Below are 22684 nucleotides of genomic sequence, written 5' to 3'. Positions count from 1 at the left end.
TACCCTATTTGAGATCTGTAATCGTGCCGTTTGCCGGTTGTTAACTCAGGTCGAAGCGATCTGAGTTCATCACCTTTGTCCAGGCGGCAACAAAGTCATGCACGAACTTCTCTTTGTTGTCATCCTGGGCATAAACCTCGGCATACGAACGCAAAATTGAATTTGAGCCAAAAACCAAATCAACGCGAGTAGCACTGAACTTAACTTGGCCATTGTTGCGATCGCGCATCTTGTATAGGTTTTCGCCAGCCGGCTCCCAAACCAGGTTCATGTCGGTCAGGTTCACAAAGAAGTCGTTGGTTAGCGCTCCCTCGCGTTCGGTCAAAAGGCCCAGCTTGCTGCCGCCATGGTTCGCTCCAATAACGCGCAAGCCACCTAGCAGAACAGTTGCCTCTGGGGCAGTAAGCCCCATCAACTGAATGCGGTCAAGCATGAGCTCTTCTGGAGTAACAACGTAATCCTGCTTCAACCAGTTGCGGAATGCATCGTGAATCGGCTCAAGTGGAGCAAATGACTCAACGTCAGTTTGCTCTTGAGTCGCGTCACCTCGGCCTGGTGCAAATGGAACCTCAACCGAAACTCCACCGGCTTTTGCAGCGGTTTCAATGGCAACTGCACCGGCAAGCACAATGATGTCGGCCAGGCTGGCTGAAACTTCGGATGCAATTGGCTCAAGCACAGAAAGAACTTTTGCCAAACGCTCTGGCTCGTTTCCTGGCCAGCTAGCCTGCGGCTCGAGACGGATGCGAGAGCCGTTTGCGCCACCTCGCAGGTCTGAACTGCGGAATGTGCGGGCGCTATCCCAAGCAGTTGCAACCATCTCAGCGACGCTCAAACCTGAAGCCGCAATCTTGGCTTTTGCAGCGGCAACGTCGAACTTTGCGTTGCCTGGTGCAATTGGGTCTTGCCAAATTAGATCTTCAGCCGGAACATCTGGGCCAAGGTAGCGAACCTTTGGACCCATATCGCGGTGAGTCAATTTGAACCACGCGCGAGCAAATACTTCAGAGAAGTAATCTTGATCATCGCGGAATCGCTCAGAGATTTTGCGGTAGGCAGGGTCTTTAATCATTGCCATGTCGGCATCTGTCATCATCGGCATCTTGCGGATTGATGGGTCTTCAACATCAACCGGCATATCTTCTTTTTTAATGCCGATTGGCTGCCACTGTGATGCGCCGGCAGGTGACTTGGTCAGTTCCCACTCGTAGTTGAACAACAAGTAGAAGTATCCGTTGTCCCACTTGGTTGGGTTGGTTGTCCAAGCGCCTTCGATGCCGCTCGAAACTGTGTCACGACCAACACCGCGTGTGGTGTGGTTCATCCAACCAAGACCAGCTTCAGCGATGTCGGCACCCTCTGGTTCTGGGCCAACGTTAGCTACCGAGCCGTTGCCGTGCGCTTTACCAACGGTGTGACCGCCAGCAGTAAGGGCAACGGTTTCTTCGTCGTTCATGGCCATGCGAGCAAAAGTTTCACGAATTTGACCAGCGGTTTTTAGCGGATCAGATATTCCGTTGACGCCTTCAGGGTTCACATAGATCAAACCCATTTGCACTGCGGCTAGAGGGTTTTCCATGGTTTCTGGTTTTTCTACGTTTTCGTACCGGTGATCGCTTGGTGCCAACCACTCGTTCTCAGAACCCCAGTAAATGTCTTTCTCCGGGTGCCAAACGTCGGCACGACCAAAACCAAATCCGAAGGTTTTTAGACCCATTGATTCATAGGCGATGTTGCCGGCAAGAATCATCAGGTCTGCCCAGCTGATCTTGTTGCCATATTTCTTTTTGATTGGCCAAAGAAGTCGACGAGCTTTGTCTAGGTTTACGTTGTCTGGCCATGAATTCAATGGAGCGAAGCGCTGGGTTCCGTTGCCAGCTCCGCCGCGACCATCCGAAGTTCGGTAGGTGCCAGCTGAGTGCCATGCCATTCGAATCATCAGGCCGCCGTAGTGACCCCAGTCGGCCGGCCACCAGGTTTGGCTGTCGTTCATTAGGGCGTGCAGGTCTTTTTTGAGTGCATCGACGTCGAGCTTTTTGACTTCTTCTCGGTAATCAAAGTGAGCGCCCAGCGGATTCGTCTTTGTGTCGTGCTGGTGCAAGATGTCTAGGTTTAGGGCCTTTGGCCACCACTTGGTGGCAACCTCTCCGGCGGTGGTGTTGGCGCCATGCGGCACTGGGCATTTAGCTGCTGAATCCATGATTACTCCCGTTAAATCCAAAGGCCCAGACGGGCTCCCCATTTACAAACCCTATAAAAATAGGTTCTATTCCATTCTGATTATGCGCCGATTTTTAACGCCAGCATGAACTGACCGCCACCAGAAGTTATCTGGGTGGTGAATTTTGAATCAGGCGCTAGCCGGGTGAGGCGGTCTAATAACCACTCGGATGCCTGATTGGCGTCATTCTCATCTGGGCAGCGAGCAACAATTTCGCGGCCGCCCTTTGCCTTTAGGCGTTCAACTGTCTCAAAAATTGGTGCCGGGTCAACCACGAACAAATCCTTAGACCAAGGCACAACCGGTGCGATCTTGCCGCGCATGGTGTTGCACATGCGGTGCGCCAAACGCTCGGTGACCACGGCGCCCTTTTTTAACTTCGCAGCAGCAAAGCTATCGGTGCTTGGGCCAAGGTCTGAATTAACTGAAGCATCAGGGTCTACGGCCGCGTCACACAACCAGCATCGCCAATTATCACGGTCGCCTACTTCATTTAAATCACTCATAAAGGCAGATTACGCTAGTTGCCATGGCCAAGATCGATTTTGTAAATGTGAGCACCGCAGGATTAGAACGCTCGCCTTATGCCGACGCCTTGGCCGGCCTTCGCGCAAATGAGGCGCGCTACTTCAAAAATAAATATGACCTCGATTTTGTGACAAAGCCTGCAGATAAGGCCGCGAAGCTAGTGAAGTATGTTGCCAAGGTTCTGCAAGAGCGTGACATCGTGATTGCATCAAAACCCCTCGAGGCCACCGAGTTCGAAGTTGAGGGCGTTCGTTGGACTTATGTTTTCTATGAGAGCGGTTTATCTATCAACGTGCTTTACACACTTGAACCCCGCGGTAAGCGCGCCGTTGGTTTCAAACTTTCTTTAGGCATGCCGGTGCCCGACGAGTTGGCCACCAAGTTCAAATTTGCTCGAATGAAGTCGAAGCTCGCCGGAGAAATCCGGGGCAGTTTCTTTGTGGTGAAAGGCGAATACTGATGGCAATGAGTGACGCCGAAAAGCAGGCCATGAAAGAAACTATGGCTGAGCGCGCCAAGGCGAGAAAAAAGATGAGCCCCGAGCAGCTTGAAGCCGAAGTGGTCGAGAAGATCGACAAGATGGCACCTGCGGATAAGGCACTTGCTAAAAAGATTCACGAATTGGTGAAGAAGAACGCACCACAGCTTCAGGCAAAAACTTGGTACGGCATGCAGGCCTATTGCAACGCCGAAAGCAAAACCATTTTGTTCTTTCAAGATGCCGGCAAATTCAAGGCCCGCTATTCAACCCTGGGCTTTCAAGACGCAGCGAATCTAGATAAAGATGCGATGTGGCCAACATCCTTCGCATTGATTGCCTGGGATGACGCAGTAGAGAAGAAGGTTGTGGCGCTAATCAAACAGGCTATAAAGTAAGCGCTTTTTTGATGCGCTGAACCGAAACCGATTCCGCAGTTCCAAGCGATTGTGCAAAAAGGCTGATTCGCAATTCTTCGATCATCCAGCGGATTGGATCGCGCTTAGCAGGGTCTGCTTTTTCTAAAAGAGCCAAGGCCTCGTTGAGTTCAAGTTCGGCTATGCGATCGCGCTCAGAATTTTCGACGAGTTTTTCGATTCGCATTTTGCTAGCCTGCAGATAAACAGGAATTCTTGTAATTCGGGCAAGCCTGGTGGCGCTAACAATGTTTGGCTGCATCAACGATGCGACGTGATTCTTTTCGTTGGTGAGCACAAACAACAACGAGAAGTCTTGAACTTCAGAAATTGCTTTGCTTGCTTCTCGAGCTGCTGTTGATATTTTGAGTAGCAACTTTGCCAAGTTGAAACACTCTTCAATAATTCGCTCGGTTACTGCCTTTGCAACGTCTTCTGCAACTGACTGCAATCCAAGGTTCGAAATTTCACTTTCAACTAAAGCGCGAATGGCATCGTCAACGAATGCCGCTGTGCCCTTGTAGCCAACAGCCGCGATGGCCAGCTTCTCATCTTTGCTTAGATGCTCGGCGATGTAATCCGCGGGCGAAGCAATTTTGCTCATTGCAGCCGAAACCAACTCGGCTTCTTGCTTGGCTGTGTCGACAACCTTCTTTGCAGGTTGGCCTGGCTCAGCCAAAGCAAACTTCTGCTGCAGGCTTGCCAAATCAACGCTCAAACCAAGCGTGCGACCCTTTTCATCAATCACGCGATAGGTCATGCGTAGTGCCGTTGGTAGCGCAGCCGCATCAATATCAGAAGCCGTCATGTGCGTGCCACTTAGCGCCCTAAGTGTCTTAGCTAGGGTCGAAATTAGCGGGTCCTCCGGATACTCCGGCAAAGTAGCCAAAGCCTTTGCCGCCCAGTCGTTAGCGGGCACAACGTTGCGCCGAAGGTTTTTAGGCAGACTACGAATCAGCTCGGCAACTAACTCGGTGCGAAGGCCCGGAACCAGCCAATCGAACTCGTCGGCCATTACCTTTGGCAACAGGGCCACCGGCACATCCACCGTGACGCCGTCGTCGGTTGCCCCAGGCTCATAGCGATAACGCAACTTGAGTTTTGTGCCATCACTTAGAGACCACTCACTCGGGTTATCTTGCGCACTCGGCTCTTTAACCTCTGGCGGCAGCAAGTCATCGCGAGTCATGGTCAATAGATCAGGGGTTTCGTTCTTAGCCTTGCGCCACCAACCCTCAAAGGTGCGGGTCGACAAAACTTCGGATGGCACTCGCGCTGCATAAAAGCGATAGACGTCTTCTTCATCCGGGGCGAACTGAGGTTTACGAGCGCGATCGGCGAGTGCTTCAAGCTGCTTCAAAAGTGCGCGGTTGGCGCGATCGAACTGTTGCTTGGAATCCCACTCCCCTTGCACAAGCGCATGACGAATAAAAAGGTCACGGCAAAGTTCGGCATCAATGCGTGCATATTGCATGCGACGAGAGACAACAATCGGCACACCAAACAACATCACGCGTTCATAGGCAACAACCGAGCCTTGGGATTTTTCCCAGTGAGGTTCGCTAAATGTTCGCTTGCACAAATCACCGGCAAGCGATTCGGCCCATGCCGGATCAATAGCTGCATTCATTCGCGCAAACAGGCGGCTGGTTTCAACCAGCTCGGCACTCATGACTGCAGCGGGTGGTTTCTTGGCCAGAGTCGATCCTGGAAAAATCACAAACTTCTTGCCGTTTGATCCGAGGTATTCATTTGAACCCTTGGCGGGTTTCTCGTTGTTTGGTTTCTTCACCAAATCGGCAGCTTTTTTATCGCTCAGTTGCTTCAAACCAATTTGGCTTAGCAGCCCAGAAAGCAAGCTCTTGTGAATGCCATCTGGGTCAACTCTTGGGTTACCAGGCACCAGGTCGAGAGGCTTCGCGATTTGCTTGAGCTGCTTGATGAGGTCTTGCCATTCGCGCACACGCAAATAGTTGAGGTACTCACTTTTGCAAAGTCGCCTAAAGGCAGAAGATGACAACTTCTTTTGCTGCTCTTCGATGTAGTTCCAAAGATTCAACAGGCTCAAGAAGTCGCTGGTTGGGTCGGCAAATCGGGCGTGCGCTAGGTCTGCCTGTGGTCGCTTGGCCAGCGGGCGTTCGCGCGGGTCTTGAATGGTTAGTCCCGCAACGATGACCATCACCTCGCGCACTAGATTGTGTTGGGCAGACTCAAGCAGCATGCGGCCAAAGCGCGGTTCAATTGGCAGGCGGGCCAGGCTGCGCCCCACCTTGGTGAGCTCTACGGTCTTACCCTTTGGGTCTTTTAGCGCGCCAAGTTCGGCGAGCAACCCAAGGCCATCTTTCACACCGCGTGAATCTGGTGCCTGCAAGAACGGGAATGCGGCGATGTCGCCAAGCCCCAACTGCGCGGCCTGCAAGATCACTGAGGCCAGGTTGGTGCGCAGAATTTCTGGGTCGGTGAACTCCGATCGCGCTTCATATTCTTCTTCTGAATACAAACGGATGACCACGCCCGCGCTAGTTCGACCGGCACGACCCGCACGCTGATTAGCGCTGGCCTTAGAAATTGCTTCGATTGGCAATCGTTGAACTTTTGCTCGGGGGCTATAGCGAGAGATGCGTGCGGTGCCGGCATCGATTACATATTTGATGTTGGGAATCGTCAGACTTGTTTCGGCAACGTTGGTGGCCAAAATCACACGGCGCTTGAGGCCCACAAGTTTGCTGGTTTCGAAAACTCGGTGTTGTTCGGCAGCGCTCAGGCGACCATAAAGCGGCAACACTTCAACACCACGACCGAGTGCGCCCGATGCAATTCGCCCTTCGATTGCTTCTTGGGCATCGCGAATCTCTGACTCGCCAGACAAAAACACCAATGTGTCACCCTCGGGTTCACTCTGCAACTCATCCAAAGCTTTGACAATGCCGTCGATGTAATCAGAGGCAGTGGTTTCTTCATCAGGGTCAACATCGTCACCTGCTTCGCGAGCGGTGGTTCGATAGCGCACTTCGATTGGATAGGTGCGGCCCGAAACTTCGATAATCGGTGCATCGTTGAAGTGCTTGCTAAAAGATTCAGGGTCGATGGTTGCCGATGTGACGATGACTTTTAGGTCGGGGCGCTTTGGCAACAACTGCTTGAGGTAGCCCAACAAAAAGTCGATGTTCAGACTGCGCTCGTGCGCTTCGTCGATGATGATGGTGTCGTATTGCTCAAGGTTGCGGTGACGCTGCATTGCGTTGAGTAAGATTCCATCGGTCATAACTTTGACCTTGGTTTCGGAACTCGCCTTATCGGTGAAGCGCACCTGATAACCAACCAGCGTGCCCAGCTCAACCTTTAGTTCTTCGGCGATGCGCTCGGCAACGGCGCGAGCCGCAATTCGGCGTGGCTGGGTGTGGGCAATGCTGGTGCGCCCCAACTCGAGACACATCTTGGGAATCTGAGTGGTTTTACCCGAGCCGGTAGCGCCGGCGATTACAACCACCTGGTGATTGCGAATTGCCTCGAGAATCTCTTCTCGACGCTGACTAACCGGCAGGTCAGCCGGGTAGTTGATCTGCAGGTCGGTCATGATGCCTTAATCGTATTAGTGCAGGTGCTCTCGCTCGAGCTTGGCGCCTTCAACATCAACATCAGGCAAGATGCGATCTAGCCACTTAGGCAGCCACCAGGCTGCATTGCCAAAGATTGTCATGGCTGCCGGCACTAGAACCAAACGAACTACAAACGCATCGAAGATCACACCAACGGCGAGACCAAAACCAACCGGGCGAATCATGGTTAGGTGCGAGAACGCGAAGCCACCAAAAACGGTGATCATGATCAACGCTGCTGCGATAACTACAGCGCGGCTCAGGTGCATGCCGTAGTTGATGGAATCCTTCGCAGACTTGCCGTGAGTGAATGCCTCACGCATGCCCGAAACCAAGAACAGCTGGTAGTCCATGGCCAAGCCAAACAGAATTCCAATCAAGAAGATTGGCAAGAAACTAAGGATTGGGCCAGGGTTTGGAACGCCAAAGATATCGGCTAGCCAACCCCATTGGTAGACCGCAACCACGGTTCCCATAGTTGCAAACACGGTGAGCAAGAAGCCTCCGGCAGCAAGCAATGGCACCAAAATCGAGCGGAACACCAGAATCAACAACAACAGTGACAGTGCAAGAACTACACCTAGATAAAGCGGTAGCACGCTGCTGATTTTTTGCGAGATGTCAATGTTGGCTGCGGTCAAACCGGTAACGCCAACCGAAGCATCCATCTCGCTCGCATACTTTGCATCCAAATCACGAACATCAAAAACTAACTTCTCGGTTTCAACACTCGAAGGCTTTACTGCAGGCACTACCTGAAACAAGAAAGTCTTGTTGTCATCTGAAACCGCAGCTGGCACAACTGCAACCACGTTTGGCAAAGAGAACAGGTCGGTTGCAATGCGGGTCTGCAGTGCAGTCTGGTCATCCAAGGCAACTGCCGAAGGCATGGTAACAACGGTTGAGATTTGACCGTTGAAGCCTTCGCCAAACTTGTCGCTAATCAAAACGTAAGCTCGGTTTGGAGATGAGTCTTTTGGTTCTGCACCGCCATCTGGCAAACCAAGACGCATGCTCGAGAACGGCAAGGCAGCAATCACCAAAACAGCAATCGCAGCGAAAGCTGAAATCCACGGGTGCTTGTTTACGAATACCGGCTTGTTGGCATTCTTAGGTTGCATGTGCTCTTCAAGGTGACCATCGTGCGAAACCAATGCACGCTCTTTTTTAGAAAGCACCTTCATGCCAATCAAACGAAGAACTGCTGGAGTTGCCGTGATGGCGATCAAAACTGCAATGGCGATGGAGATTGAGCCCATTGAACCCATCAGACCAACAAAGCCAATGCCCGTTAGGTTCAAGGCGGCAAGCGCAATGATCACGGTGATACCAGCGAAGAACACAGCATTGCCCGAGGTGCCGGTAGCTAAACCAATCGACTCACGCAGTTCAACGCCAGCCTTTAGCTGTCGGCGGTGGCGGTTCAGAATAAATAGTGCATAGTCAATACCAACTGCCAGACCAAGCATTACTCCGAGAACCGGAGTGGTTGAGGTCATATCAATCACCGATGCAAGAACCATGGTGATTGACGCTGAAATTCCAACGCCGATAATCGCCAGGATGACCGGCATGCCGGCTCCGATCAAAGTACCCAGCATCACAAACAACACAACCGCGGCGATTGCCAAACCAACAACTTCGCCAACGCCAAGAATCGAACTCAGTGATCGAGTTAGCTCCTGAGAAAAATCAACCTGAATGCCGAGCAGACTCGCGTTTGTCAGCGAATCAACAACACCCTGGCGAATTGGCTCTTCAAGTTGGTTGTTAGGCACGGTGAATTGCACGGTGGCCAAAGCAACAGTTTTGTCTTTTGAAACTGTTGAGAATTCTTTTGTTGCAGCTAATAATTTGTCTGCGTCTTGAAGCTTCAGTTTTGCTGCATCAAGATCAGCCTGAGCAGTTACCAACTTGGCAGCTGCGGTTACCAATTGAGCCTGGCCATCAAGAATCTTTTGACGCTGCGCAGCAATTTGCGCCAAGCCTCCAGCGATCGGTGCACGGTTGGCAATCATTGCGTCGATCTGCTGCTTAGGAGCACCCGCAGCCTGCGCCTGCTTAATGCCAGCTTCAAGTTGAGCCGATTGAGCTTCGAGCTTAGTCTGGGCAGCATCGAGTTTAACTAGGCCATCGGCAAGCTTTGCCTTATTGGTTGCGATCGAAACCTTGCCATCGGCAATCTTCTTCTCACCGTCGGTGATGTCTTGCCAACCCTTGGCAACCTCCGCACGACGATCTTGAATTTCAGTTTCGATGTTGAACGGGTCACGCGCATCCGAGACGCCGGTGAGCAACTTCACATCTGCGAGTGCTTTAGCAATCGCAACTTCATCCGCCGCAGTGAATTCAGCGCCATCAGTCTTGTGAAAAACAACCTGGCCAGATGCGCGAGACGCTTCTGGGAAAGTTTTTTGCAGTTGATCAATGACATTCTGCGAAGGCACACCGTCGATTGAGATGCTCGAAGAAAGCTTGCCACCGGCGGTGAGCATCAAAGCTACGGATGTGGCCAGAATCAGAAGCCAGGCGCCAAGAACTAGCCATGCTCTACGAGCTGAGAAAATGCCAAGTTTGTAGAGCAAGCTGGCCAAGATTGAGTCCTTTTGGTCGAACGGAACGGCTTTGTCAGCCTTACTGACCCTATCAATTGGGCCTGTGCCTGCGGGCACCCCAGAAACAACCATCCCCTGCCGCTAATTCATCCCCAAATGTGCGATATCGTTGTGGCAGTACCCCCCAACGCAAAGGAGCCAAAATGGCTGAATTTACTATGCTCGCTGGAGACAAAGACTGGTGGCGTCAAGCCGTTATTTACCAGATCTACCCTCGCAGTTTTGCCGACGGCAACGGCGATGGCATTGGCGATCTCAAAGGCATCATCAGCAAGGTTCCTTACCTAAAGAGCTTGGGCCTTGATGCCATTTGGCTAAGCCCCTTCTACCCATCGGCTTTGGCCGACGGTGGCTATGACGTTGACGATTACCGCAACGTAGACCCTCGCATCGGCACCCTCGAAGAGTTCGACGTGATGGTTCAAGAACTTCACAAAGTGGGCATCCGCGTGATCGTTGACATCGTGCCTAATCACTCGGGCAGCAACCACGAATGGTTCCAGGCTGCACTAAAGGCCGGCCCAGGATCTCCTGAGCGCGACCGTTACATCTTTAGAGATGGCAAGGGCGCCAACGGCGAGATTCGTCCATCAGAGTTGGCCAGCCACTTTGGCCCAACCGCATGGACTCGCGTAACCGAGCCTGATGGCAAGCCTGGCCAGTGGTACATGCACTTGTTTGCCAGCGAGCAGCCTGACTTCAACTGGGATAACCCAGAGGTTCGCGAAGACTTCGTCAAGACCCTTCGCTTCTGGAGCGACCGTGGAGTTGACGGCTACCGTATCGACGTTGCTCACGCACTTGTGAAAGACCTCAAGAACGGTCACTTACCAGAGCGTCAATCATTCGATCTTTCGGTGATGAAGAACAACGGCGAGGACGACTTGTTCGACCGCGACGAAGTTCACGAAATTTATGCCGAGTGGCGCAAGGTGTTCAACGAATACAACCCGCCACGCGTTGCGGTTGCCGAAGCTTGGGTTCATGCAAACCGTCGCCCTGCTTATGCAAGCACCGAAGGCCTGGGTCAAAGCTTCAACTTTGACATGCTCGGCGCTGGCTGGGATGCCAAGAAGGTTCGCAAGATTGCCGACTACAACCTGAAGGCCGCCAAGGCTTCGGGCAGCAGCACCACTTGGGTGCTCAGCAACCACGACATCATTCGTCACGCAACCCGCTTTGGGTTGCCAAACGGCACCGACTTTGGTCAGTGGTATGCCAAGAACCGTTTCAACCCAAAGGTTGACGAGAAACTCGGATTAGATCGTGCTCGCGCCATGACAATGTTGTTGCTTGCACTGCCGGGCAGCACCTACCTATATCAAGGTGAAGAACTTGGTTTGCAAGAAGCACTCGAGATTCCTGCAGAACTTATGCAAGACCCTCAGTTCTTTAGAAACCCAGAGCTCGGCCTTAGCCGCGACGGCTGCCGTGTGCCATTGCCTTGGAACCGCACCGGTTCATCATTCGGCTTTGGCACCAACGGTTCACACCTGCCTCAGCCTGAGTGGTACGGCAACGTTTCGGTTGAAGCTCAGGATGGCGTGCACGGCTCGACCCTTGAGCTTTACCGCGAGCTTATGGCGCTGCGCCGTTCGCTTGAGACCACCGAAGAGTTCAGCTGGGTAAACCACATCCTCAGCCCAACCACTTTGCACTTCAAGCGACCTAACGGCTGGCAGAGCATCACCAACTTTGGCACCAAGTCAATCAAGCTGCCTAAGGGCAAGGTTTTGGCTACATCCAAAGCGCTGGTTCAAGGCAAGTTGCCTCAAAACGCCACCGCATGGATTCAAGCGTAAAATTCTAAAGTCTTATAAATAAAGGATAAAAATGACCGCACAGGCAAACATTGGAGTCGTTGGACTCGCCGTTATGGGCTCAAACTTGGCTCGAAACTTGGCTAGCCGCGAGGGCAACACCGTTGCTGTTTATAACCGCTCATACGAGCGCACCGCGTTGCTAATCAACGAGCACCCAGAAGCCGGCTTCATTGCTTCAGAAACTATCGACGACTTCGTTGCCTCACTGGCCAAGCCACGCACTGCCATCATCATGGTGCAGGCTGGCAAGGGCACCGATGCGGTTATCTCTCAGCTAGCCGAGCGCTTCGAGCCAGGCGACATCATTGTTGACGGCGGCAACGCGTTGTTCACCGACACAATCCGTCGCGAAAAAGATGTTTCAGCAAAGGGCATCAACTTTGTTGGCGCTGGAATCTCTGGCGGTGAAGAAGGCGCGCTAAAGGGCCCTTCGATCATGCCTGGTGGTTCTGCTGAGGCTTATAAAACTCTTGGCCCAATTCTTGCTTCGATTGCAGCGGTTGCCGAGGGTGAGCCATGCGTGACTCACATTGGCACCGACGGCGCTGGCCACTTTGTGAAGATGATTCACAACGGCATTGAATATGCCGACATGCAGTTGATTGCCGAGGCTTACGACATTCTTCGTCACGCTGGCGGCTACACCCCTGCCGAGATTGCCGGCATCTTTGAAGAGTGGAACAAGGGCGAACTTGAATCATTCTTGATTGAAATTACCGCTGAAGTTTTGAAGCAGGTTGATGCAAAGACCGGCAAGCCATTGGTTGATGTAATTCTTGACCAGGCTGGTTCAAAGGGCACCGGAGTTTGGACAGTGCAGACAGCACTAAACCTTGGTACTCCAGTTTCTGGAATTGCCGAAGCCGTATTCGCACGTTCACTTTCATCTCAGGCTGCACAGCGTGCTGCGGTTGATGGTTTGCCTGCGGATGCAACTGCTTGGATTATTGCCAACAAGGGCGAGTTCGTTGAGGCCGTTCGCCGCGCACTTTACGCTTCAAAGCTTGTTGCTTACGCACAGGGCTTCGATGCAATTCGAGCCGGCGCAAAGGAATATGGCTGGAACATCAACCTTGGTGCAGTTTCAAAGATCTGGCGCGGTGGTTGCATCATTCGTGCACAGTTCCTTAACCGCATAGCTGATGCATACGGCGCAAAGGCTGACCTTGAGTCACTAATCTTTGACCCTTACTTCAAGCAGGCAGTGGCCACCTCGGTGTCATCATGGCGCCAGGTTGTTGCTAACGCATCACTTGCTGGTATTCCTGTTCCTGCGTTTGCGTCTTCACTTTCTTACTACGACGGTTTGCGTTCACCTCGATTGTCAGCGGCTTTGGTTCAGGGTCAGCGCGACTTCTTTGGTGCTCACACCTACAAGCGCGTAGACCTACCAGGAACCTTCCACACCTTGTGGTCTGGTGACCGCACCGAGGTTGAGCAAGACCCAAGCACTCACTAGAGTTCATAAAAAATCCCCCGTCTCGGTTTCGAGGCGGGGGATTTTTTGTGCTTAGCAAACGAGAGCTAGGGGTGACGCAGTGGGCTCGCTGGCAAACGCTCTTGCGCAATCCACTGCTGGTTATAGCCAACGCTAGAAGACATCAAATCTAAGAATGGCTTGGCATCAAAAGCCTCTGGGCCAAGCACACCGGCACCCCGCCAAACACCTTCGGCCATCAGCTCTAGAGCAATCACCGGGTTGTAGGCGGTGCGGGCAACCACGCACTGAGCTTCGAATTCGGCCATAGTCTGCGAGTTATCGGCCACGTGATATAGATAGGTAGCTCGGTCGCGGCCATCTTTGTCTTTGCCCGTCACCAGCACACCGGCGCAAGTCTTGCCCGTCATCTGAGGGCCAAGGCTAGCTGGGTCTGGCAACACCGCGGCAACCATGTCGCGCGGTGAAACTTCTACCGGGCCCTGAGCCGAACGCACTCGCACCGGGCGGGTTTGATCAAGCCCAAGTTTGTGCAGCACCTTCAAGATTGAAATGAATTCGGCACCCAAACCATATTTATAAGACACTCGATTTGCTGCGATGTGTCGCGGCAACATGGCAACTTCTTCGTGCTCAACGTTTACACACTCAACCGAACCGATGCCCTCTGGAAACTCAAAGATTTCTGGTTCGCTAAACGGTTCAGTGGTGAACCATCCGCGGTTTCGCTCGTAAACCAACGGTGGGTTCAAACACTCTTCGATGGTTTTCCAAATTGAAAACGCTGGCGCAAACATGCGGTTGCCTTGCTCATCGACGATCTCTAGGTTGTCGCCGTCTTTAACGCTAATCTCATTGATTTCGCTAAACAAGTAGTCCTGTGCGTAGCGTGCGAACACGTTTGCCAAACCTGGCTGCGCACCCATGCCAACCAAAGCAAGTTTTCCGGCGCGCTCCCATTGCTCACTCAGTGCATACTGGGCATCACCAATTTTGATTCCTGGCAAGTGATATGGGTCGGCTTCGTGTGGTTCAGAAACACTCATCGCTAGGTCGATGTAATTGATGCCGGCTGTGTAGGCGCCAGAGAAAATAGTTGGCAAATAGCGCGGCTCAACCGCGTTGATTAGGTGAGTCACATTGTGATTGCGTGCAAGTTCAACAACATTTGCTGCGTGGCTGGCATCAAGTTTTGCTGCCAAGAATTTTGAAGCCACTTCTTCACCGTGGCGATTGCGAATCCATTCAACAGTTTTTTCGGCGCGACCAAAGTCGTTGTCAGAAACGATAAAGATGTCATAGAAACTGCGAGTGGCTGCCACTTTTGCAATTGCGTCGCCAACACCGCCGGCACCAACTAGAAGAATTCGCATCCCACAAGCCTACCGAGGGCTTGGGTTTGCTCAGCGCTTGGTGATGTCTGCCGACGGGTCAATAACCCAGTCAACAACGCCAGCCCACTGGCCCCAGCCATCCGCAGCAGTGAAATGCCTTGCCCCGGTGATAATCACGGCCTCGACATTTAGTGGCTCGCCAAAGGTTGCCTGCATGCCACGTGGCGACCACGGATCTGCATCGCTGCCCAAGATGGTAAGCGAACTAGTTGAGGCGTGCACGGCTGCGTTCACGCTGGGCTTGCTCAGATCTACAGCGATGCCATCAATGTCTTGCAGCAGTTCTGGGTCTGCCGGTGCCACAAATAGCACGCGGTCAACAGGCTGAGTGATCTTGCCGGTAGCGGCAGCTTGAATCCAGTTGAGGCAACCGAGTGAGTGGCCAATCACCACGGTCTCGCCCTCGCCCGCATCGTGCAGCATTTGCAACTCGGCAACTAATAGGTCTTGCCACTCTTGCAGGCTCGGCTCGTCTGGGTTTGGAAACTGCGGATACAAAACCTGGTGGCCAGCACGACGAAGTGCGGTTGTCATTTGGTGGTGCCAAACATCGGGCAAACGACGGTTTGTCCAACCGTGCAACATCAAAACTTTGACCATTTATTTAGCCTAAACAAAAACCCCGCCCAGCCGAAGCCGAGCGGGGTTTTATGAAGCGTTATTACTTAAGGGTTACCTTTGCGCCAGCAGCTTCTAGAGCAGCCTTTGCCTTCTCAGCAGCGTCCTTGTTAGCGCCCTCTAGAACGGTTGCAGGTGCACCGTCAACAAGAGCCTTAGCCTCGCCTAGACCTAGGTTGGTCAGTGCGCGAACTTCCTTAATAACCTGAATCTTCTGGTCGCCAGCAGCTTCTAGAACTACGTCGAATGAGTCCTTCTCAGCAGCAGCTTCGCCAGCAGCAGCAGGTGCAGCAGCTGCAACAGCAACTGGAGCAGCAGCGGTAACTTCGAATACTTCTTCGAATGCCTTAACGAACTCTGAAAGCTCGATTAGTGACAGTTCCTTGAATGCATCGATCAATTGCTCAGTAGTCAACTTAGCCATGATGTTTCTCCTTGTTTTTTATAAATCGTTTTGGGTTGGTAAAGCTTTGGTTTAGGCGGCTAGCTTGGCGCGAAGCGCGTCGATAACGCGAACTGCCTGAGATAGCGGTGCCTGAGTTGTGTAAGCAGCTTTGAACATCGGAGCCTTGAAAAGTCCAGCGGCCTTGGCCAATAGAACTTCGCGAGATTCGAGGTCAGCAAGCTTCTTAACCTCTTCGGCGGTAAGAGCGATGCCGTCAAGCACACCGGTCTTTACAACTAGAAGAGGATTTGCCTTGGCAAAGTCACGCAAAGCCTTTGCAACGGTAACTGCGTCACCGGTTGCGAAAGCGAGAGCGGTTGGTCCGAACAGCTGGCCGTCAAAAGCGGCTACTCCAGCGTTCTTTGCAGCGATCTCAATAAGAGTGTTCTTTGCTACGGCGTAGGTTGCGTCGGCACTGATTGAACGGCGCAGCTCTTTAAGCTGGCTCACAGTGAGTCCGCGGTACTCGGTTAGAAAGACGGCGTTTGAGTTCTGGAATAGACCAGTTAGCTCAGCTACCTTCTCGACCTTGTTCGCCATGGCGCTCCTTGATTGTTTATGTCGGTAGCCCCGGGAAATAAAAAATGCTCCATGCAGACGCATGAAGCAGTTTGAAAATTCATGTCGATGAAAACACCGAAGAATAAAAACTTCTAAATACACCTGCGTGGGTTGACACTTTCGTATCCTTCGTTGCCTCGCAAAAGGCAAAACCGACGGTCTTTGGCTTTCTATAGTTTAGGCCAGACAGCGCCCGGCCCGCAACCCCAGATCTAGCCCAGTGCTTGGGCTAGATCGGCGATCTGGTCTTTAACGTTCTCTAGGCCAACAGCCAGGCGAACCAAGGCCTTGCTAACCGCAATCGGCGACTCCATCAATGAAAGGTGGGTCATGCCGGCCGGGTAGTTGACCAATGACTCAATGCCGCCAAGGCTCTCGGCCAAGATGAACAATTCGGTTGAAACACAGAACTTGCGGGCAGCCGCTTCATCCTTCAGGCGGAATGAAACCACGCCACCAAAACCGTGTTCCATCTGGCGCTTGGCAATCTCGTGGCCAGGGTGTGAAGGCAGGCCTGGGTAGTAAACCTCTTCAACCTTCGGATGTGCCAACAGGTACTCAGCGATTGCCTGAGCGTTTGAGCTGTGGCGCTCCATGCGAACTGCCAGAGTCTTGATTGAGCGGTGGGTCAACCAGGCGTCAAACGGTGATGAAACCGGGCCGGTTGCATACTGCAAGAAGTGGAACTGCTCAGCAAGCTCATCCGAGTTGAAAATAACTGCGCCTCCAAGAAGGTCACTGTGGCCGCCAAGGTACTTGGTGGTTGAGTGCACCACGATGTCGGCACCGAGCTCGATCGGGCGCTGAAGGTATGGGCTGGCAAAAGTGTTGTCCACCACAGTCAAAACGCCATACTCGTGGGCGATTTCAGAAACGCGGGCGATGTCAACAATTGCCAAAGTTGGGTTCGAAGGTGATTCGATCCAGATCAGCTTGGTCTTGCCAGGCTTAATTGCGGCGCGCAAAGCGGCTTCGTCGGTTAGGTCAACAACGTCGCTCTCAACGCCGGTGCCACCATAAACTTTGTCGATCAAGCGGTAGGTGCCGCCATAAATCTGCTTGGTCATCACAACGTGGTCGCCAGCGCTGGTAAGCACACGCATGATGGCGTCTTCGGCGGCCATGCCCGAGGCAAAGCTGAAACCGTGCTTTGAGCCTTCAAGGTTGGCAAGCGCCTCTTCAAGCGCGTTGCGGTTTGGGTTGCCCACGCGGCTGTATTCCATGCCCTCCATGTGCTCACCGATGTTTGACTGGCGGTGAGTTGACGCAAGGTAAATCGGTGGAATTACAGCACCGTTGTTGCGGTCAGGCTCTTGCTTAAAGTGGATTGCGCGGGTTTCAAATTCAGACATGCGTTAAAGCCTAGACAATGGCAGGGCTTGGGTCGAATTCGGTTGCGAAATGTGGCAGCTTCGCTTGCCGGCCGACTAACTGACCTGGCGGGCCAATCCGAGATCTTGAAATTGGAACCCAGGGAAAATTGAATTGATCTCGGTTGAAGATAGGTTGCCTCGATAGCGCAGCACATCGGCCATCACGTGGCGGTAGTCCAGGGTCACGGCCAGGTCTCCGTTGTGCAAATTCTCTGGGGATAGACCCGGCCAGTTGGCCACGATCTTTCCACCCTTTACTCCGCCACCCATTACGAACATGGCCGAGCCCCAGCCATGGTCGAGGCCCGCGGATGCGTTTTCTTGCAGGCGACGGCCAAACTCGGTCACGGTCACGATGGTCACCGAGTTCCACAGCGAGCCAAGGTCTTGCTTCAGAGCCATTACCGAGTCATTCAGGTTCTTGAAGTTGTTGGCCATGGTGCCCGAAGCGATGCCAGCCTCGCTGTGCACATCAAGGTCACCACCAAAATCAATATTTGCGGTTTTGATTGGTGTGCCCGAGTGCAGCAGGGTTGCCAAAAGTTTGAATCGACGACCGAGTGCGGTGTCTGGATAAGTGACGCTCGAGGTTTGTGAAACCGAACGCAGTTTTTCAGACGCGTCAATTGAAGAAAGCCCAGCCTTGGCCCATTGGTGATCGCTGTTTTTGTGCATCTGCTTTAGCAGCTCAAGATAACTTGCCCGGTCGTTGCCCACGCTGGTGATGGTCACTTGGCTTAGGTCTTCAAATGATGCAGCCTGGTTTGCGCCGCGGAAGGCAGCCGGCTTATTTTGCGATGCCGAGAAACCGGTAAGCACTTCAGTGCTGCCAATGGCGCTCAGATAGCGAGTCTGCCATCCGGTGGTGGTGTCTGGATTGTTGTAGGCGGCAAGCTCGATGGCAAGTTGATCGTCAAAGTGACTGCGTGTGCCAGTTGGTGTGCCAACCGCGTGAACGATGGCAAGTTCTTGATTGTCAAACATGGTTTTGAAACCCGAAAGATTTTTGTGCAAACCGAAGTGGTTATCAAGATTTAGATTTTCGCTGTCGGCAACTGCTGTGATCGGTCGGCTTTGCTGCAACAGCGGGTCGCCCAAAACCGGAACAGCCATCAGGCCATCCATTCCGCCGCGCATTGAAACCATGATGATTACATCGGCTGCGTTTTGACCGGGCGCTGCAAGTGCGTAATCGAAGCCTGGTTCAACAGCAATCGCCAAGCCACCGCCAAGTGCAAGCACTCCCCCAAGAAATCCACGACGACTAACCCCGCGAGTGAGTTCCTGAAATTCTTCGCAACCGCAATTTGCTTCGTCGTGACTCATCGCAAATTCCAATCTGGTTTTGAAAGCAAAAGTGCCGCTGCGGTTGCCGCAACATTTGAAATGTATTTAGCTTGGTCGCCGTTATTGCGAACGCTTTGATTTACGATTGCCAACACCTTGGTCTTTTCGGCAGTTGGTAAATCTGCACCATAAAGATGCACTGCCAAGTCGGTGACAATTTCATTTGGCGTTGTGCTGGTTGGGCTTAACAGGGTTGCATAATTTGGGTCGGCAAAAGCATTCGCCATTCTGCCCTGAGCAATCTTGGTCGAGAAATTCCAACGCTGCACCTGGCTAGAAAGCGTGGTCCAAGGCTCACCGATGTCTGGGTAGCCATTAGGAAAAGGCCAGTCAAAAGGCGCGTGCCCCTGAGTGGTTAGTGCAGTCAGCACCGGCGGCATAGGTGAACCCTTGGCGTAATCCTTGACCACTTCTATATTCGGCTGTGGCACCGGGTTCGCTAGTGAAACGTTTAGAGCACGCACGGTCGAGGCCAGGTGTTCCATCGGGCGCTTCACCTTGGTTGGCTTGGCTGCCGCAAACTCTGTGCTCAGTGCCATCACTTTGAAAACACTCGGGATGTGCCCTTTGGTGCGCAAGTATTCGGCGCTCATCTTTTTGATTAGCGAGTTTGGTGGCACATCGGCAACAAATCTGCGGGCCATGCGAATGCTGAATGCATTTGCAGTTTCGGGGCGCAGTGCAATGTTTTTGATGAATCGCTTGATGCGCAACTTCACCGCATTTTCGCTCGTGGTTGCCTTGTTTTTATCGGTGTAGCCAAAAACTTTAATCTGACCAAAGTAGTGCTGGCTTAGTCGCACGTGGTGAGTGTCAGTTGCAACATCCCAAAAGATACCCGAGAACATTTTTGAAGCACCCTTGACATCATCTTCGGTGTAGCCCGCACCCGGGGTTAGCGTGAATAGCTCTAGAAATTCACGACCATAATTTTCATTCGGATGCTGCGCGGTGTTGGTGTCGCCGTTTAGGTAATCAAGCATGGCCGGGTGGTAAGTGGCCGCGGCCAAAAGGTTAGGAAAATATCCGAGCACGTTTGCACGAATTACGGTGTTGTCGTAATCAACTCGAACCAGCGATTTCTTTGCCAAAAGCGGAACAGGCACGTAGTCGCTGAAAAGCTCGACCAACATTTCAAAAACTTGACGCGAAGAATAGATGCGACGAATCAGAGTTAGGTGCGCAAGTTCATTTGAAAGCAGGCTTGGCTTGCCCTTGAAAAGTCGATCTTGATAGATCTGCGGAAGTGACATTGTTTGCGAACGAAACATTGAAATGTCTTGCAAGTATTCGCTGGTTTCAACCTTGGTCGGGGTCAGTTGATCTTTGAGCCATTCCTCCAAACCGATCGCCTTAATAGTGGCAACATCGGTTGGGTTATAGCCATAGGTGAGCTTGGCTAGGGTCGTGCGCGCACGCACGTCATTTATGACAGCCAAACGAAATCACCCCTCGCCAAACTCTAACTTGCAGAGATTGACGAGGGGTGAACGACTTTCGATTTTACGAAATTAGCCTTCGAATTTGCGCGCGCGTGGGCGCTTGTCGCCAGACGGCTTGTCTGACCAACGCCCCTTGCCTGAGCCACCGTAGTTGCCACCGCGTGAACCACCACGGCCACCGCCGCCACGACCATCACGGTCACCACGACCACGGCCACCGCCACCTGAGCCACCGCGTGAGTCACCGAAGTCAAGAACTTCTGGCGCTGGTGCAGCAGCAATAGGGCCGGCTAGGTCAACTAGCAATTCAGAGCTTGGGCGAACTTCGCTAAACAAGCCATCGCGCTCGGCACGACCCAATAGGTCTTCCATGCGACGACGACGGTTGCGAGGAATCAGAGTAATCACTGTTCCCTCCTTGCCAGCACGGCCGGTGCGGCCTGAGCGGTGCAAGTAAGTCTTGTATTCCTCTGGTGGATCTACCTGGATAACCAAGGCAACATCATCAACGTGAATACCGCGGGCGGCAACATCCGTAGCCACCAAAACGCGGCAGGCACCCTTAGTGAAACGCTCTAGGTTTCGGTTGCGCTGGTTCTGGTTTAGGTCACCGTGCAAACGAGCCGCTGGCACGCCAGCCTGCGTCAAGCTCTCGCTTAGACGCTCAGCGGTCATCTTGGTGCGAGTAAAGATGATCGACTTGCCTTCACCCTGAACCAGGCGAAGCAATACAGCCGAACGGTCTTCTTGGTCCACCGTCAAAACTCGGTGAGTGATGTTTGCGGTGTCGTTCTCTTCGTTTGGCACTTCGTATACGTAAGGGTCCGGAAGGAATTCCTTAACCAACGCGTCAACCTCGCGGTCAAGTGTTGCCGAGAACAAAAGCTTCTGGCTGTCGCCGGCTGCGCGCATGATGCGGCGCACGCCTTCGATGAAGCCAAGGTCACACATGTGGTCAGCTTCGTCAACAACCAAAGTTTCAACTTCGCTTAGGTCGATGATGCGCTGAGACATTAGGTCTTCTAGACGACCAGGTGTTGCCACCACGATGTCTACGCCACGGCTCATTGCGTTTTCTTGCTTGCGCTGAGGAACACCACCGTAGATACAAGTTGTGTAGAAACCAACCGCACGGGCAATGCCGTTTACAGTGCGGTCAATCTGGTCTGCAAGTTCACGGGTTGGCGCAAGAATCAGCGCGCGTGGCTTGCCCGGCTTGCGAGGCACTGAACCAGCAGCGATCAACTTGGTAACAAGAGGAACGGTGAAGGCAATGGTCTTGCCCGAACCGGTCTTGCCACGGCCAAGAACATCGCGGCCAGAGATAGCTGCAGGAATTGTGCTTGCCTGAATTGGGAACGGAGTCTCTGCGCCCATTCCGGTAAGTGCAATAAGAACCTTCGGGTGCAGACCCATGGTCTCGAATGAGTCTTCGGTGATTACCTCTGACTGCTCAACGTCTAGACGCTCAAGAACCTTGTCTTCGAAGAAAGCCTTCTTGTTTGGGTTCGAGTCACGTGCACCACGAAAGGTTGACTCGCGTGAGTCATCGCGTGCTGCGCGGTCTGGACGGTTTGGGTTGCGCTCTTCGCGGCCACGGTCTTCAGACCAACCACGCTTTGCAGTGCGCTCTTCGAAACGAGTCTTGTCATCGCGACCATAGCTTGGGCGCTCCGCACGGTTGCGGTCGCCGAAGCCACCGCCGAATGTGCGAGGTGCGCGGTCTGAGTCACGACGTGGGCGGTCGTCACGTGCTGGGCGATCGCCGTATGACGGACGGTCATCTCGTGCTGGGCGTGAGTCGCCACGACCATAAGCTGGGCGTGCATCGCGGTCGCCGTAGCTTGGACGTGAGTCACGAGCTGGACGTGAATCACGGTCACCATAAGACGGGCGTGAGTCGCGTGCCGGACGTGAATCACGGTCACCATATGAAGGGCGTGAATCGCGAGCAGCGCGGTCGTCTGAGTTGTAGCGAGGCTTGCGCTCGGTTGAACGTGCATCGCCAGTCTTTGGATACCAGTCACGACCACCTTCGCGGTTTGGTCGGCCTAGGTTAGCGTCGCGACTTGAAGATTCGGTTGCACCGTAGGTGCGCTTTGGGCGATCTTCGAAGAATGCGCCACGCTCGCGTGGAGCACGGCTAGGTGCATCGCTGAAGCTGCGCTGAGGCGCGCGGCCGGAAGATCGAGCTGCGCCGCCTCTAGAAAAATCGCTGTCGCGACTTTTCCCATCTTCACGAGTTTTGAAGTTTGAGCCTGCAGCTTTGCCGGTCGCTGGGCGACCTTTGCCGGCTGCTGGAGCACGGCCCTTACCTGCTGATTTAGGAGCGCCCTTTGACGAGCGCGCGTTTGATTGACCAAAATTTGGCATGATGATTTTCCTT

Annotated in this window: 16 protein-coding genes; 4 read left to right on the top strand and 12 right to left on the bottom strand. The window is 53.1% G+C overall.

Translation table 11 applies throughout. The features are described from left to right. Positions 1-40 precede the first annotated feature (40 nt). Positions 41-2242 carry a catalase/peroxidase HPI gene (katG, locus tag Q0L28_RS05350; RefSeq protein WP_296632620.1) on the bottom strand — a complete coding sequence of 734 codons (2202 nt, stop codon included), beginning with the start codon at positions 2240-2242 and terminating at the stop codon, positions 41-43. 38 nt (positions 2243-2280) lie between these two features. After that, a complete protein-coding gene (locus Q0L28_RS05345) occupies positions 2281-2727 on the bottom strand; it encodes a hypothetical protein (protein ID WP_296632615.1) in 447 nt (148 codons plus the stop codon). Positions 2728-2750: 23 nt separating this feature from the next. On the opposite strand from Q0L28_RS05345, the gene Q0L28_RS05340 reads away from it, so the two are divergent. Both Q0L28_RS05340 and Q0L28_RS05335 read left to right on the top strand, forming a co-directional pair. Continuing rightward, positions 2751-3209, top strand: coding sequence for a phage tail protein (locus tag Q0L28_RS05340; protein ID WP_296632613.1), 459 nt, complete (start codon positions 2751-2753; stop codon positions 3207-3209). Positions 3210-3214: 5 nt separating this feature from the next. After that, positions 3215-3625, top strand: coding sequence for a hypothetical protein (locus Q0L28_RS05335; protein WP_296632612.1), 411 nt, complete (start codon positions 3215-3217; stop codon positions 3623-3625). Here the strand turns inward: Q0L28_RS05335 and hrpA are convergent. Further along, on the bottom strand, positions 3615-7220 hold the full coding sequence (gene hrpA, locus Q0L28_RS05330; protein WP_296632609.1) for an ATP-dependent RNA helicase HrpA: 3606 nt from the start codon (positions 7218-7220) through the stop codon (positions 3615-3617). The genes Q0L28_RS05335 and hrpA overlap by 11 nt on opposite strands. 15 nt (positions 7221-7235) lie before the next feature. Continuing rightward, positions 7236-9836, bottom strand: a complete 2601-nt coding sequence (locus Q0L28_RS05325) for an MMPL family transporter (RefSeq protein WP_296632607.1) — start codon at positions 9834-9836, stop codon at positions 7236-7238. A 164-nt stretch (positions 9837-10000) separates the two neighbouring features. Between Q0L28_RS05325 and Q0L28_RS05320 the strand changes: the two genes are divergently transcribed. Both Q0L28_RS05320 and gndA read left to right on the top strand, forming a co-directional pair. After that, positions 10001-11659 carry a glycoside hydrolase family 13 protein gene (locus Q0L28_RS05320; RefSeq protein ID WP_296632604.1) on the top strand — a complete coding sequence of 553 codons (1659 nt, stop codon included), beginning with the start codon at positions 10001-10003 and terminating at the stop codon, positions 11657-11659. Between the two features lie 31 nt (positions 11660-11690). Further along, entirely contained in the window at positions 11691-13139 is a 1449-nt protein-coding gene (gene gndA, locus Q0L28_RS05315; protein WP_296632602.1) for an NADP-dependent phosphogluconate dehydrogenase, read from the top strand. Positions 13140-13204: 65 nt separating this feature from the next. Here the strand turns inward: gndA and Q0L28_RS05310 are convergent, their stop codons facing one another. The 8 genes from Q0L28_RS05310 to Q0L28_RS05275 form a co-directional block, all read right to left on the bottom strand. Continuing rightward, positions 13205-14491: a saccharopine dehydrogenase C-terminal domain-containing protein gene (locus tag Q0L28_RS05310; protein WP_296632599.1), complete on the bottom strand. Its 1287-nt coding sequence runs from the start codon at positions 14489-14491 to the stop codon at positions 13205-13207. Positions 14492-14521: 30 nt separating this feature from the next. Beyond that, positions 14522-15112, bottom strand: a complete 591-nt coding sequence (locus Q0L28_RS05305) for an alpha/beta fold hydrolase (protein ID WP_296632597.1) — start codon at positions 15110-15112, stop codon at positions 14522-14524. 61 nt (positions 15113-15173) lie between these two features. Continuing rightward, on the bottom strand, positions 15174-15554 hold the full coding sequence (rplL, locus tag Q0L28_RS05300; protein WP_296632595.1) for a 50S ribosomal protein L7/L12: 381 nt from the start codon (positions 15552-15554) through the stop codon (positions 15174-15176). Positions 15555-15605: 51 nt separating this feature from the next. Further along, a complete protein-coding gene (gene rplJ, locus Q0L28_RS05295; protein WP_296632592.1) occupies positions 15606-16115 on the bottom strand; it encodes a 50S ribosomal protein L10 in 510 nt (169 codons plus the stop codon). Between the two features lie 233 nt (positions 16116-16348). Next, positions 16349-17488: a cystathionine gamma-synthase gene (locus Q0L28_RS05290; RefSeq protein WP_296632589.1), complete on the bottom strand. Its 1140-nt coding sequence runs from the start codon at positions 17486-17488 to the stop codon at positions 16349-16351. A gap of 75 nt (positions 17489-17563) precedes the next feature. Beyond that, positions 17564-18835: a DUF1501 domain-containing protein gene (locus Q0L28_RS05285; RefSeq protein ID WP_296632587.1), complete on the bottom strand. Its 1272-nt coding sequence runs from the start codon at positions 18833-18835 to the stop codon at positions 17564-17566. Beyond that, complete coding sequence (locus tag Q0L28_RS05280) at positions 18832-20295, bottom strand: DUF1800 domain-containing protein (protein ID WP_296632585.1); 1464 nt, start codon at positions 20293-20295, stop codon at positions 18832-18834. Before Q0L28_RS05280 ends, Q0L28_RS05285 begins: the two co-directional genes overlap by 4 nt. A gap of 72 nt (positions 20296-20367) precedes the next feature. Further along, positions 20368-22671: a DEAD/DEAH box helicase gene (locus tag Q0L28_RS05275; protein ID WP_296632581.1), complete on the bottom strand. Its 2304-nt coding sequence runs from the start codon at positions 22669-22671 to the stop codon at positions 20368-20370. Positions 22672-22684 lie beyond the last annotated feature (13 nt).

This window comes from Rhodoluna sp. (assembly GCF_024639375.1).
Classification (GTDB): domain Bacteria; phylum Actinomycetota; class Actinomycetes; order Actinomycetales; family Microbacteriaceae; genus Rhodoluna.
Note: the sequence above shows the minus strand (reverse complement) of the source record. Positions and strands in the feature narration are given on the sequence as shown.